Source organism: Photorhabdus sp. HUG-39 (genome assembly GCF_963878365.1).
In the GTDB taxonomy this organism is placed as follows: Bacteria; Pseudomonadota; Gammaproteobacteria; order Enterobacterales; family Enterobacteriaceae; genus Photorhabdus; species Photorhabdus kayaii.
On sequence record NZ_CAWNWY010000005.1, the window covers coordinates 35,169 to 49,239 of the forward strand.

Annotated in this window: 12 protein-coding genes; all 12 read left to right on the plus strand. The window is 40.8% G+C overall.

The genetic code is table 11. The features are described 5' to 3' along the window. The first annotated feature begins 6 nt into the window (after positions 1-6). Positions 7-1,182, plus strand: a complete 1,176-nt coding sequence (locus tag AAC155_RS05310) for a phage tail sheath family protein (protein WP_113041303.1) — start codon at positions 7-9, stop codon at positions 1,180-1,182. Positions 1,183-1,195: 13 nt separating this feature from the next. Continuing rightward, complete coding sequence (locus AAC155_RS05315; protein WP_113041304.1) at positions 1,196-1,654, plus strand: phage tail protein; 459 nt, start codon at positions 1,196-1,198, stop codon at positions 1,652-1,654. After that, positions 1,651-1,830: a DUF5908 family protein gene (locus AAC155_RS05320; RefSeq protein ID WP_113041305.1), complete on the plus strand. Its 180-nt coding sequence runs from the start codon at positions 1,651-1,653 to the stop codon at positions 1,828-1,830. Before AAC155_RS05315 ends, AAC155_RS05320 begins: the two co-directional genes overlap by 4 nt. Next, on the plus strand, positions 1,817-2,500 hold the full coding sequence (locus AAC155_RS05325) for a CIS tube protein (protein ID WP_113041306.1): 684 nt from the start codon (positions 1,817-1,819) through the stop codon (positions 2,498-2,500). The genes AAC155_RS05320 and AAC155_RS05325 overlap by 14 nt, the downstream gene beginning before the upstream one ends. Next, positions 2,497-4,098, plus strand: coding sequence for a phage baseplate assembly protein V (locus AAC155_RS05330; protein WP_113041307.1), 1,602 nt, complete (start codon positions 2,497-2,499; stop codon positions 4,096-4,098). The genes AAC155_RS05325 and AAC155_RS05330 overlap by 4 nt, the downstream gene beginning before the upstream one ends. A gap of 12 nt (positions 4,099-4,110) precedes the next feature. After that, positions 4,111-4,533: a GPW/gp25 family protein gene (locus tag AAC155_RS05335; protein WP_113041308.1), complete on the plus strand. Its 423-nt coding sequence runs from the start codon at positions 4,111-4,113 to the stop codon at positions 4,531-4,533. After that, on the plus strand, positions 4,530-4,946 hold the full coding sequence (locus AAC155_RS05340) for a hypothetical protein (protein ID WP_113041309.1): 417 nt from the start codon (positions 4,530-4,532) through the stop codon (positions 4,944-4,946). Before AAC155_RS05335 ends, AAC155_RS05340 begins: the two co-directional genes overlap by 4 nt. A gap of 82 nt (positions 4,947-5,028) precedes the next feature. Further along, the gene (locus AAC155_RS05345) at positions 5,029-7,758 is read left to right on the plus strand and encodes a hypothetical protein (RefSeq protein WP_113041310.1); all 2,730 of its coding nucleotides are present in this window, start codon (positions 5,029-5,031) and stop codon (positions 7,756-7,758) included. Continuing rightward, the gene (locus tag AAC155_RS05350) at positions 7,724-10,636 is read left to right on the plus strand and encodes a hypothetical protein (protein WP_113041311.1); all 2,913 of its coding nucleotides are present in this window, start codon (positions 7,724-7,726) and stop codon (positions 10,634-10,636) included. The genes AAC155_RS05345 and AAC155_RS05350 overlap by 35 nt, the downstream gene beginning before the upstream one ends. Then, positions 10,617-10,844 (plus strand): hypothetical protein, encoded by a 228-nt coding sequence (locus AAC155_RS05355; protein WP_158536498.1) that lies wholly within the window; start codon positions 10,617-10,619, stop codon positions 10,842-10,844. Before AAC155_RS05350 ends, AAC155_RS05355 begins: the two co-directional genes overlap by 20 nt. Before the next feature lie 10 nt (positions 10,845-10,854). Further along, positions 10,855-12,081, plus strand: a complete 1,227-nt coding sequence (locus AAC155_RS05360) for a tail fiber protein (protein WP_113041312.1) — start codon at positions 10,855-10,857, stop codon at positions 12,079-12,081. Positions 12,082-12,146: 65 nt separating this feature from the next. Continuing rightward, positions 12,147-14,030, plus strand: a complete 1,884-nt coding sequence (locus tag AAC155_RS05365; RefSeq protein WP_113041313.1) for a contractile injection system tape measure protein — start codon at positions 12,147-12,149, stop codon at positions 14,028-14,030. Positions 14,031-14,071 lie beyond the last annotated feature (41 nt).

The following is a 14,071-nucleotide window of genomic DNA, read 5'->3' on the forward strand; positions in this document are numbered from 1 at the left end:
ACGATAATGGAAATAAAACAGCCTGGCGTCACAGTAACGGAGAACCTAATATCCCAGAAGCCAGATGATGCATTTGTTGGTATGCCGGTTTTTATTGGTTACATTCCAAGAAGTGCGGGCAATAAAACCGCGGTTAAATTGAACAGCCTGACCGATTTTACCCTAACATTTCGAGAGTCAGGATTAATGTACTACTCTGTACGTCACTTTTTTGAAAATGGCGGCCAACAAACCTATGTATTGTCGCTAGACTCGCCACTGAACGATTTTCAATCATTGATCACCGCACTGCAACAGGATTGGCTTAAACAGGCGATTGCCGCAGAGAGTGCTATCACGCTGATTGTCGTCCCTGATGTTATCCGCTTTAGTCAGATGAGTGAATCCGGTGCCAACAGAGATCTTTGGCTACAGTTTTGGCAATCAGTACTCAACCTTTGCAAGAGTCGGCGCGGCATCATGGGATTGCTGGATGCCCCGGATGATCCGGTACTGGCCGCTAAATGTTTGGCGCAGTTTTCCTCAAGTGATCGGCAATGGGGCGCGGTATATTGGCCGGGACTGAAAACCACATACCAAGAAAGTGGTAAACATATCATCCTTTCGCCTACTGCTGCGGTGGCGGCTGTTATCCAGCGTAATGATAATCAGCAAGATATCTGGACCGCGCCAGCCAACGTAGTGCTAGCTAAGGTAGTCAGCCCGGTACGCTCTTTTATTGAATCTGATGCGCTCTTTAATCAGCATGGCGCTTCGTTGAATCTGGTTCGCAGCTTCCCCGGCAAAGGAATTAAAGTTTGGGGATGCCGAACTCTGGATAACATTTTCGACTCCCCTTGGCGCTATATCCAAATCCGTCGTCTGGTCTCCTATATTGAAGCGCATATCACCCGATTAGGCCGAGCCTTTGTGTTTGAACCTAATAACGCTATCACTTGGATGAAACTTAAAGGCCAAACTTACAACTGGCTGCATCAGTTGTGGTTGAGAGGTGGGCTACGGGGTACTGAGGAAGAACAGGCATTTGACATATTACTTGGTGTTGACGAATCAATGAGTGAAGCGGATTTGCGGGCCGGGAAAATGATTATGAAAATCAAACTGGCTCTGCTAGTTCCGGCGGAATTTATTGAACTCAGTCTGACGTTTGATACGCGTACCGGGACAACAGGACTAAATTAAACAGGGGCAAAATATGTACAATCTATATACCCCATCAGTATCACACCGTTTTATCGCCAGTTTTCTGTTTAACAATATTCCCAGTCCACTTGATATTGCTTTTCAGCGCATATCGGGGCTCAGCCGTGAACTGCAAACCACCCAACACAGCCAGGGCGGGGAAAATGCCAGAAATGTTTGGCTGGCCGAGAAGATCCAGCACGGCAGTTTGGTACTGGAACGTGGTGTTATGACGATTACACCGCTGACTCTGATATTTGATCGTGTCTTGCGTGGAGAAAAAGCGGTTTATGCTGATGTGGTCATTATGTTGCTGAATGAAAATTTTTTACCTGTGGCAAGTTGGACCGTAAGTAACGCGTTACCGGTTCGTTGGTCTACCGGTGATTTTGATGCCAATAGCAATGCCGTTTTGGTCAATTCTCTGGAGTTACGTTACCAGGATATGCGCTGGTTAGGAGTGAAAGCATGACTGTAGAAATTAAAGAACTGATTATTCAGGCTAAAGTTACCGATTCTGCGGATGATTTATCATCTCCGCGAACATTAGCCCAAGAAGCGTTGGATGAGGCTCGCCTGATTGAGAAGGTGAAACGGGAGGTGCTAGAGGCATTATGTGAAACAGGAGGCCATTATGAGCTTAATTGAACGTAGCCTATCCAAACTCACGCTGACGGCTTTTAAAGATCGGGAAAGTAAAATATTGGTGGGTAGTTTACCGGTTATATATAACCCCGATGCAATCCAGTTCAATTATCAAGCCAATTATAAAAACGATGAAAGCATTACCCATATCCACCAAAGCAACCACTATATGTCGTCTCAGCCCGCTGGCCTGTCATTAGATCTGTTATTTGATGCCTCCATGCCCGGCAATAATATTCCGATAGAAACCCAGCTGACGACCTTGAAAACCCTCTGTGCCGTTGATGCCGGTACCAAAGTTCCACACTTTCTTAAAATCAAATGGGGCAAAATGCGTTGGGAAAACAAAGGCTATTTTGCCTGCCGGGCCAGTGGTCTTAGTATTCATTACACCTTATTTGATCGGGATGCCACGCCGTTGCGGGCAATTGCCACTTTATCGCTGGTGGCGGATGAGAGCTTTGTTATTCAGACCACTGAACAACAGTTAAAATCGCCGCCAGCCACTGCGGTTAGTGTAACTGATATGCTCTCCCTGCCATTAATCGCGCTGGGCGCTGGTGCTGCTTTAGCGGGTGGTATCGATTATCTCTCTTTGGCTTGGCAAAACGGTCTGGATAATCTTGATGATTTTACTCCGGGACAGACGCTACAAGCACGGAGGGAAGCATGAAAATACCTCCGATTGCGGTTAAAGTAGGCGGTAAAACACTCAATCAGTTTACGGTTATCGGCCTGTCAGTAAATTACCCTATCAATGGCATTCCTTCGGCTAACGTCACTTTGGCTATCATCGGTGATACCAACCATATTTTTGATGCTAAGGTGCAAGCTGAGTTGGCAGGTTGCCGCCCGAATCATGAACTTATTGTGCAGATACAAAAAAATGTGTTGTTTAAAGGGATCATCGTCCGGCAGACACTGAAGCTTAAAGGTCAGGACAGTCTAGTGATTCTGACGGCAAAACATCCATTGCAAAAATTAACCCATAGTTTCCGCTCGCAGCTATTCAGTAAACAGAGTGATGAGGCGATTATCAAGAAGCTATTCAGCCAGGCCGGTGTGCCTGTCACGATAAAACAGGCGCCTCAACTTAAAACGGTACATGAGCAAATGGTGCAGTTTCGTTGCAATGATTGGACATTCTTAAAAAGCCGACTTACTGCTACGAATACTTGGCTGCTCCCCGGCCATGATACCGTTACGTTGGTAACACCGGAATCACTTAATCAGTCAACCGTACACACCATTCGCCAGCGCGGTGACCACCAGAGTGTTGTGCTGTTTGAAGCCAATCTGCAATGGGATAATCAGCGCAGCCCTAAAACAGTAAGTGTGCAGTCTTGGGACATTAGCCAACAAAAATTGTCTCAGGCGATTCAGGCAAAAAATAGTGGCTTTGGTCGCGGTCAACTTGCTACGGACAGTTTGAAATCGCTGACCGATCAAGAGTGGCAATGGATTTTCAGCTATCCATTGGATAATGAACAAACCAAACAATTTACTCAAAGCATCATGGGTAATCGGCGAAGCCATAATGTATCCGGCAGTTTTGAAGTCGAAGGGGATAATCGTTATTGTCCGGGTGATGTTTTGGCGTTGACTGGCTTCGGGCAAGGGATGGATGGACAGGCGATTATCACCGGTGTTAGCCAGACCATCAACCAGCGACAAGGTTGGCGTACCCGGTTAACGTTAGGCGTGCAATCAGATGTAGAACAGGCTGTACCGCCGGTTAAAGAGTTACATGTTGGTATCGTGGAAAAATGCCAACCAGACAGCCAGTCGCTGGATCGTATTCCAGTCAAAGTACCCGCCTTAAGCTTAACCGGCGGCACACTTTTTGCCCGCTTAGGTAAACCTTATGCCAGTCATGAAAGCGGATTCTGTTTTTACCCAGAAGCGGGGGATGAGGTGATAATCGGTTTCTTTGAATGTGATCCCCGTTTTCCGGTGATATTAGGCGCTATGCATAATCCCAAAAACAAATCCCCGTTAGAACCGAGTGAAAAAAATCAAATAAAAACATTAGTGATTAAACAGGGGGAAAATCAGCAGGCGTTAATCTTCGATAATAAAGAGCAGACGCTCGCATTTAATAGTGGAAAAAATATTTTATCTCTGCAACAGGATAAAGATATCACGTTTAATTCTGCTAAAAATATAATAGCGAATGCACAGGAAATTAATATCCGGGCTGAAAAATCCCTGTCAGCCGCTGGAAAATCTGGCGTCGATATTAAAGGTGCGAAAATTAATTTAACACAATAATAGGGTAGTGAAATGGCAGACAAAATATTAGCCGATATTTATGGTCGGGGTTGGGCATTTCCGCCTCAATTTTCTTCTCAGACTGGAATCATCATGGCGGAAGGGGCAGAACATGTTCGCCAGAGTATGAAAATTCTTTTTCTGACTGAACCCGGTGAACGGATTATGCGTGAAGATTACGGTTGTGGTCTCAATGATTATCTGTTTGAAAATATTAGTGATGAATTGATAGCTAGCATTCAAACGCGTATTGAAGAGCGAGTATTGCGCTATGAACCCCGTGCAGAAATGACTGAAATTAAAGTGAGTCAGAAAACCGATTTATCGAATACCTTACAAGTTCAGGTGAATTATGCCTTGAGAGGCAGCGAAATTAGCCAGCAAATTGAAGGTATTCTTGAGATGGGTGAAGGGCTGATAGAGGTGATCTTATGAGCAAACAACTGGTGGTTGATGGCGACACCTTGCTATTCGAACCCTTGTTCGGTAACCGACAGGTCACTCTTGTGGGGCCAGCAATTATCAGGGGCAGCGGGCACGCCAAAATCCAAGGCAAAAAGATTGTCATCGTGGGTGATGAAAAAAAGATACAGCTTCAAGCGCAATATATTACTCCTATCCACCCGGTACCTGGCATGGGGATGGTCACCATTGCTCAATTGGATGCTAGCCAGACAATAAACTTTTGCCGTAGCCTTGCCACGGTGATTGTTGTTGGGCAACAATTTATTGCTCGTTTTACTCCATCACAGCCGGCAAATAATCCACAGAGTGGCCCGGATATAACAGCACCCAGTATGGGTAAAGGCCGATTTATTGCCAGTCAATATGCTGTCAGTGCCGGATAAATAACCTTTTAATTTATTTTTAAATAATGATCATCTCCTGAAAATATCTTAAAGTTATATTCAAATAACAGGTGGAATAAATATGGGGCAGACAGAATTAGAAAATAAACTTACTGCTATGGTATCGGATACTACTTTTAAACTTGATGAAAGAAGTACGCTGGATATATTAAATTGGCTTCAGGAATATACGGAAAAAATCCCTTTTGAACAAGAGAAAGAAAAACTTTGGAGTAGCTTCTACTTTATTCAGGAAAACAACCCTCAGCAATTAGCGGATATTTACCAAGATGCGAATAAAGCCAATGGCCTTTTACCAGCGCATCAGGCTTTTTTACTGGCTTTTTTAAAACTATTAGAAACCACTAAAATATTATTCAATACCTTTCCGGCACGTCATCGTGATCTTTATTACCGACAATTGTTAGGCTTAAAACCGAGAAATGCTCAAGCAGATCAGGTTGCAATTGGTATCACGCTGAATTCGAGTAGCGTTGAATATCTTATTCCGAAAGGCACCCGCTTTGATGCTGGACATGATAGCGCTGGCAATCCATTACAGTATGTGTCTGAATCGAATATATTAGCAAATCAAGGAGAATTAACCGACCTGCGTTGGTATCGAAAAGAGGGGGATGGCTGGAAATCGGCAATACCACTAAATCTTGCAGATAACATTGCATTGCCTGAAAACGGTATTCGACTTTTTAGCCCAACGCCTAATGATGTTCCGGTTCTGTCTGGCTACTTAATTACTTCGCCTTTATTGACGATGTCAGCGGGAGAGCGCACGATTAAAGTGACATTAGACAGCGAGTGGGCGGGGGATTCTAATCAAGTCACCGCTCAGATTAGCTCGGGAGATCACTGGCTTTCATTATTAGTAGAAAAAGAAAAGGCTAACCTCAAACTCAGCTTATCAGCTAACGATGACCCCATTAGCCCACCTGATGCTTTAGATAATATGACGTTTGATGTACCGGTACTAAAACTGAGCACCAAACAGGGACCGAGGTTGCCGAAGATCAAAGACATCGAGATCAACATCAACATTAACGGCAACCGTAGTGTGTACTATGCGTCTGATAGCGGTATTGAACAAACGAATGCGACTAGTTTTCCTTTTGGTCAATCACCGTTATTAGGCTCTGGTTTTAATCTGGTTGCTCCTGAATGGTATAACTTCGAAAACGCGACCTTGACGATTACCCCTCAATGGGTAGGATTGCCTCAACAAAACTTTTCAACATGGTATGGAGGATATGAGACCCAGCTCGATAATAGTGCATTTAAAGTACAGGGTTACTTAGTCACGCCTCAAAAGAGAGAAAAGCTTAATGAAGCGCAATCATTATTCAATGGAAAGGAGAAACCACAAGGACAAAGCTTAAAATTTACCTTGCCAGCAATGAATTTTCCCCTTACAGACAGCTCGAATCCCAATGATTGGCCTGCATCCGTGCGTATAGAACTCGCCGAGCAGGATTTTATGCATACCCAATACTGGAAAGATCCCAAAGATAAAAATTTACCCTATATCCCACAAATCAGTGCGTTGCAGATTCAATTCAACGTTGAAGTTAAATCTAAGCAATTTACTGTTTACCCTCTGACGCCTTTTGGCCGGGGTGAAGCAGCAGAAACACTGACATTTACTCATGATGCATTCTATTTGGGCTTTACCGGAGTACTACCGGGTCAAACTTTATCTCTTTATTGGCAATTAGAAGGGGTAAAAAAACAGGCTTTATCTTGGTTTTATCTCGACAAGTGCAATACCTGGAGTAAATTGGATAAATTCGTTGACGATCAAACTGATAACCTGTTCGACCGGGGTATCTGGCGCACTTTATTGCCACAAGATGCCTCAAATCAGGCCGCTCTGATGCCGTCAGGGCGGTACTGGCTGAAAGCCGAGATAACGGATAAGACTGATCCCCAAGATTACCCACGTATTAAAGGTTTGCTGTATAACGCTACCACTGTCACCTTAGCTAACGCAGAAGCTGTTGAGCAGGAACATTTTATTAATGGATTGGCCGTTGGCAGCATAAAACAGCCGGCAAACACTATTCCGGCAATCAGCGGTGTTACGCAACCTTGGGCTTCCTGGAACGGTCGCCCGCAAGAAACTGAGCAAGCCTTCTTAAAGCGAATTCCTGTCCGGCTGTCCCATCGTAACCGAGTGTTGAGTTGGGGGAACATGGTCACCTTACTAAAAGATCATTTTGTTAGCCTACTTGATGTCAGACACCATTCAGGCAGTAAATTAACCACCCTCCCGGCGCCGGAAAAGCAACAATTGATAGTCATCCCAGACAGCCGTTACAAGGATAACGACGATGCATTACGCCCAGCACTGAACCCGGCGCGATTGGCCGAGATGGTCGAATGGTTAAATCGATTAAGTAGCCCTTGGGTAACCATTGAAATCAACAATCCTACTTATGTTGACGTTAATGTGGATTACCAAGTGACCTTTATCTCAGGCATTAATTCTGACTACGGCTATCACCAGCTACAACAGCAATTAAGCAGAACGTATATGCCGTGGGGAGAGAATCCTGCTATCGGTGTGACGATGGGTAATCACATTGACTACTACCAGTTATTAGCCACCATCCAACAATCCCCTTTGGTAGAACGCGTCACCAATTTAAGCATAACAATAGTTAATCGAGTTACGGGTGCCGTGGGTACAAATATCGAAGCTAATGATAATGAAGTGTTGATTTTAGTCTGGTCAGATAAACATTCCTCAAATAAGGAGTTAATCAATGAGTCATCAGGATGCTCTGTTTCCCGTTGTTAAAGACGATATTGCCTTTGATACCTTACTTGCTCAGGCTAAGGCTGTTATTGAACAACAGTCTGGTCAATTTTGGCGTGATATCAGTGAAAGTGATCCCGGTATCACCTTATTAGAAGCCTGTTGTTATGGTGCATCAGATTTAGCTTACCGTCATTCGCTGCCGCTTTTAGATCTTCTGACGCCCAGAAAGGAGGAACAGACACCCGGCGACGGTATTTTCCCCCAAGAGTTTGGCCCGCAACAGATGCTGACTTGTGGTCCAATTACGTTGGCGGATTATCGCCGGGCGTTGCTGGACTTGCATAGTGACAACACGGTTGATGGTTACTTTTTATTTAATGATGTACTACTGGTATGTGAACCTAACGATCAACGCTATACATACTGGTATAGCAAAAAGAAACGTGAATACAGATTTATTCAAATCGCAGATTCAGATAGTGAACAGTTAACATTAAGAGGAAATTATTGGCTTTATTTGCTCCCAGGCCGGGAAACTCAGATCGATAATAAGTTGGCACAGGAGAAACTTAACGTTTTCCTGAAAGATAATCGTAATTTAGGAGAATGGGTGAGTCGGGTTATCTGGTTAGAACCTATTGATTTGCCATTGAAGATGGATATTCAGCTTGATAATGATGTTAAAGATATCGCTGACGTATTTGCTCAAATTTATATGACAGCGGAACAAACGGTGCAGGAAAAGCCGCTACGTTATACCACCCAGATAATGAAAGAAATGGGTTACAATAATGAAGAAATTTTTGACGGGCCTTATTTACATCACGGTTGGATACCTGAATTACCCCCGATCAAAGATTACAGTGGTGCGACGATATTAAATCTAAGCCATTTGGTTAACCGATTATTGGCTATCAAGGGAGTTCAAAGTATTATTAGGCTGGAATTAGATGAAAATAAAGATAATAAGAAAATTATTTCTCCGCTACTGCAAGATAATTGGTCTTGGCAAATTGCGAAAGGATATTATCCCAGATTATGGGGTGATGATCCCTTGGGATTGATTACCTCATCAGACAGCCCATTGACTCTTATTGCCAAAGGTGGTGTGAAAGTTGTAGTTTCTAGCGAAGAGATAAAGAAGAAGATCATTACAGAACCACTGATTAATACACAACCAGAATTATTAAACTGGGGTAAGCACCGTAAAGTGTTGGATTATTATCCGGTAAGTAATAAATTACCGGCTTGTTATGGATTGCAGACTAATAAACATACCTTACAACAACGACAGTTACATCAATTTATTCTGCCTTTTGAACAAATATTAGCTAACGGTTGCGCAGAACTTGCCTTATTGCCAAAACTATTGGCGTTTAAACAACGAGGAAATACGGTATACGGTGCACAATGGCCTTTCAAGGTTAATACCGTCAGTCAGAACGTTCATCAGGAGATAATGCCCGACTTAATTAAGAAACTGAATAATGATGTACAAATTGGTAATGATGATGGCATCCATGAGCGAAACTATGCAAAAGAGCTGGCTATTCTTGAATATCTGTTAGGCTATTTTGGTACACAGCGAGCCGCCAGACCACTTATTCTCAATCGACAGGATTTTTTATCCACTCAGCGCGGTTACTTGGCTCAACAACCAGAGTTGGCCTACCATCGTAATAATATTCGCATTGATAAAGTATCGGCGCTGCAAAAACGAATTGCAGCTCGGTTAGGCTTGGGAAGAAAATGTTTTAGTGAACCGCCTGATTTAGCTGATCTTCCTTTCTATTTAATTGAGCATCGCCGGCTGTTACCCGTGAAACCTGATGAGGCATTCAACAGTGAACAAATACCTGATAATCTGGAAATTAAAAATCATCCTGATTCTAAAAGCCATCATTTAATTATTATTCAGCAAAGTACAGCAGGGCAGTTATTACATGGTCAAATGATTGACTTGATTATTAAAGGCGAGAACGGATTCACATTACGGGGCCAGGTGATCACTGAGATTACAGAAAAATCATTTTATCTTGACACCCATAACAGTGTTGCTTTGGAACACAATTTGAACAGAGTGCAACAGGCATTTACTGACAAAAAACTAGTCTGGCAAAATAGCCTGGTGTGGTTGGAAGATATGGATTATCAACTGGTTTATGCCGATGAAATACATCAAAAAAATAAAGAAGACGATGAACTCTGGATCACATCTAGTCCCCAAAGCCCTTTTCCTGCTATGATCAAAGAAGGGGATGAAATCACACTAAAATATAAAATTACCCCTTATGAACCAGCCAAAAAAATATCCGCTGATATGAATTCTCCATCTGACTATATGCTTAAAGCGTGGGTAAAAAAATTCGATCATATTAAGGGTAAGATATTAATTAAACGAGATAAAAATACCAAACCTTTTCCAGAAAAGGAAAATGCATGGCGTTACCGCTGGTATTTCTCTAGTGCAGAATACGCGCATACTGATCGTTTTTCATTTGTCGTCAGCGTAGTCATTAATCGCCAGTTAATTGAGAATAACAACGTTGATCATCATGGACTGGAATCGTGGGTAAAAACTGAGATTTTAGCTGAATTTCCTGCTCATGTTTCCATGATTATTCATTGGTTATCACCGGACCATTTCAGGAATTTTGCCAGCACCTATAAGCGTTGGCAAAATAATGGTTCTGCTTTAGGGGATGAAGCATACCATATTTTAGAAATGTTAACATTAGGTCGTCTGCCTTCTGAATTAACAGGTATAGGGAATATGAGAATTGCCACTGAACAACAGAGAACTGAGGTCATTGGTGAGTCTGAAACAGAATGGAATGCTAAATTTATTGAGAGTAATCAGTTGCTGTATGTACCTAAAGTTAAAGATAATATTTATCGTGACAAAGACAAAGGTTGATTTATACGTAAAGAGAGATGTTTGTTGTATTATTAAATTCATTATCTTTAATTATTACTATACCCTATGGATTTCAAGATGGATCGCGGCGGCAAGGGAGCGAATCCCCGGGCGCATAGATAACGATGTGACCGGGGTGAGTGAGTGCAGCCAACAAAGAGGCAACTTGAAAGATGACGGGTATATGTTATTAGAGACGAATATATAAGGTGATAAAAATGGAAAAGAAGAACGATTTTCCCAATTCAGAGAGTAATCAAGAAAATACTAATAATAAAGTAGAAGATCTTTCAGCAGATGATTTAAAAAAACGTTTTAAAGCAGGTAGCATTCCATTGCAAACTGATTATGAACATTTAATTGATATTGCTGATATTGGTCGCAAAGCAGTCGGGAAAGTACCGAAACAAACTGGGCCAGGAACAGGATTGAAACTGGATGATAATGGTACGCTTAATTTAAAGATGGGTCCTATCTCCAGTAAAGACTTTTCTCCATTAATACTAGAAAAAGATATTTTATCTGTAGACCTTGGTAGTGGTTTGATTAATAAAGAGAATGGAATATCTGTTGGTCAAGGTAATGGTATTGTTGTAAATACAGATGATGTCGCTGTCAAGGCTGCTAATGGTATTACTGTTGATGGCAAAGGTATTTCAGTTAAATCTAATAATGGCATCAATGTTGATGCTGATGGTGTCTCTGTAAAGACAAAAAATACAACCATCAAAGTCGAATCTATTGGGATATCTGTAGGAATTGGTTGGGGAGTAAGAATAGGAGATGAGGGATTAGATGTCCAAGCTAGTAATGGTATTAATGTTGATAAAAATGGTGTTTCAGTTAAAGCTGGCAATGGTATTAAGGTTGATGATAAAGGTGTCAGTATTGATCCTAACAAAATACTCCCCAGAGGAATGATTGTGATGTTTTCTGGCAGTAATGCTCCTGAGGGATGGGCATTATGCGATGGTAATAATGGTACACCAAATTTGATCGATCGATTTATTTTAGGCGGGGATTTTTCTGGTGTTAAAGGGCAAAGTAATACTAAAGTTTCAGGACCTAAAGATGGTAAATCATTTAGTTTTAATTCTGATGAGGCTACATTAAATATCAATGGCAAAACAAATGAGAAATCGTTATCTATTGGTCAAATACCTAACCACGATCATCTTAGTGGAATAATTATTGATACAAATATAATGGCTCAATATGGAGCTTATGAGATATCTTCAGACAAGAGAGCGGTAGCTTCTTCAAATAATACTAGAAATAGATATCTCTATTATTCAACAGGGATGACCACATCTAAAGGTGTTGTAAACGGAAACAGTCCAGAAACACATAATCATGACATTGATGTGAAAAACACAGGTAGACATTCCCATAGTAATAAAATAACAGTTCCTTATTATATTCTTGCTTTTATTATGAAACTTTAATATTTATGAAAAAATTAAAAATTAAAAATTTAAATTATCCATTAATCGTAAAGAGAATGCTATTTATGACTTCGGAACAAAATTTATTAAATCGAATTACTATTACTATTGAAGCTAATAATCAACAGGTAGCTAAAAAATTATTACATGGTTCTCTGCTTAATCAAGTCAGTATGCATAAATTACTTAATTTATACCTTAATAAACGTTCTATTAATCAGGATATCTATTTAGATAAATTAACGCTGAATCTTTGTGAAATTAATTCAAATAATTTTAATTCTCTGTTTCCTATTCGACTTAATACTGAGCTAAATAAAGCATTGGGTCAATATCGGGAAAATAATAAGGAAAAAACCACTTCGGAAAATTCAATAATACCCCAGAATACCGGTAAATCCTCTTTATTACATAGTAATGATTTATCTGATATTGAGGAATTTATCCAGTATTTATATCAAAAAGAGGTTAAATTAAATCCTGAAAAAGTAATAGCAGATAACAGAAACATTGACGTTAATATTAAAGTTTTAATTAACCAATTAATGCGAATGGAGAGCAAATTAACATTATTTTTGGCAAAAAGTTGCTTATCTGAGCATGGTTTACAGCGACTTTTAGCTATCAGTCAACCTGCTTTATTAACTGCGATTAATCACAAATTGTTGGAGGATATAGATAAATCTCAGCATCAAGGAAAGATAATTTCTTCTTGGCAATTGGTATTGAATGCCTTGGGATATATACAGCGACATAATACGCAGGAAATACCTAAACCAGATATGAAAGTGATGTCATATATCATGGCTGAACGTGATAACAGTATGCTTGATATTGTGTCTATTATTACATTATTTCGCCAAAATATAGTCGCTGAAAGTGCCTTATTAAATGCATGGTTGAAGCTGCTTTGGCAAATAGAATGGATTCCAAAACTGTGCAAAAAACACCTCTCGATTCAGGAATATGAAGATTTAGTTAATCGCTTTAGCTGTGAAGATCAGATTATTAGAGAACACACTTTACAACAAACAGTCGCAGTTAATTCTTTGTTGACTGAGTTATTACAGAGATTAGCGACGGAGACTCAGAAAATTTTACCGCCATTAAATCATCATCAGCTTTCATTAATAGCGGCAGCAATTCAGAAGGGGGAAATTAAAACAGAAAATATTCTCCAGCTATTGCAACATCCAGCGTTATATAACAATGTAGGTTTGGCTTGGTTAGCACCGCTGTGGCAATTAGCTCCTGTTTGGCAAATGTGTAAAAAACATCTTCCTGTTGAGGAATATCGCGATCTGTCACAACGCTTTATTCCAAATAATGCAAATCAAAAATTAATTTTGCAAGATCAGCCAATATTATTAACACCAGATAACGTGTGCGTTAAAGACAATCAACGTCGAGTAATTAATAGACCATGTTCTGAGCCGGGTTTATTACCGCTATATCAAGTCAGTAATGCTGGAATATTGATTCTATGGCCGATGTTACCCGCATTATTTAATCATCTGGGTCTACTTGAAGAGAAAAATTTTATCCATCATCAAGCTCAATTTAGGGCGATTGATTCTCTGGATTATCTTATTTGGGGGAGTGAAGAGATGCAAGTAGAGAGAAAAATATTGAATAACGTTCTGTGTGGGTTAATGATTGATGAAGAGACACAATCAATCCCTGTTGAACCAGAAAAACAGTTGATAATAGAACAATGGTTAGATGTGATTATTACTCAACTTCCGGGCTGGAAAAAACTGAGTCGTAATGATATCCGTCAACTATTTTTACAGCGGCCGGGTGAATTGTTGATAAATGAACTGGAAATTAAAATCACGGTACAGTATCAGCCATTTGATGTGCTATTAGCCGACTGGCCGTGGCCGTTAAATATCGCCAAACTTCCCTGGCTAAATCTTCCTTTACGAATTGACTGGCAAAACATTTAAAAGGTTTATATGAACTCTTTCCCTTGCCGTCGCGATCCATC

Bases quoted from the DNA above. Each gene is read 5' to 3' on its own strand.
- AAC155_RS05310 (WP_113041303.1), top strand. From the start codon at position 7: ATGGAAATAAAACAGCCTGGCGTCACAGTAACGGAGAACCTAATATCC.
- AAC155_RS05315 (WP_113041304.1), top strand. From the start codon at position 1,196: ATGTACAATCTATATACCCCATCAGTATCACACCGTTTTATCGCCAGT.
- AAC155_RS05320 (WP_113041305.1), top strand. From the start codon at position 1,651: ATGACTGTAGAAATTAAAGAACTGATTATTCAGGCTAAAGTTACCGAT.
- AAC155_RS05325 (WP_113041306.1), top strand. From the start codon at position 1,817: ATGAGCTTAATTGAACGTAGCCTATCCAAACTCACGCTGACGGCTTTT.
- AAC155_RS05330 (WP_113041307.1), top strand. From the start codon at position 2,497: ATGAAAATACCTCCGATTGCGGTTAAAGTAGGCGGTAAAACACTCAAT.
- AAC155_RS05335 (WP_113041308.1), top strand. From the start codon at position 4,111: ATGGCAGACAAAATATTAGCCGATATTTATGGTCGGGGTTGGGCATTT.
- AAC155_RS05340 (WP_113041309.1), top strand. From the start codon at position 4,530: ATGAGCAAACAACTGGTGGTTGATGGCGACACCTTGCTATTCGAACCC.
- AAC155_RS05345 (WP_113041310.1), top strand. From the start codon at position 5,029: ATGGGGCAGACAGAATTAGAAAATAAACTTACTGCTATGGTATCGGAT.
- AAC155_RS05350 (WP_113041311.1), top strand. From the start codon at position 7,724: ATGAGTCATCAGGATGCTCTGTTTCCCGTTGTTAAAGACGATATTGCC.
- AAC155_RS05360 (WP_113041312.1), top strand. From the start codon at position 10,855: ATGGAAAAGAAGAACGATTTTCCCAATTCAGAGAGTAATCAAGAAAAT.
- AAC155_RS05365 (WP_113041313.1), top strand. From the start codon at position 12,147: ATGACTTCGGAACAAAATTTATTAAATCGAATTACTATTACTATTGAA.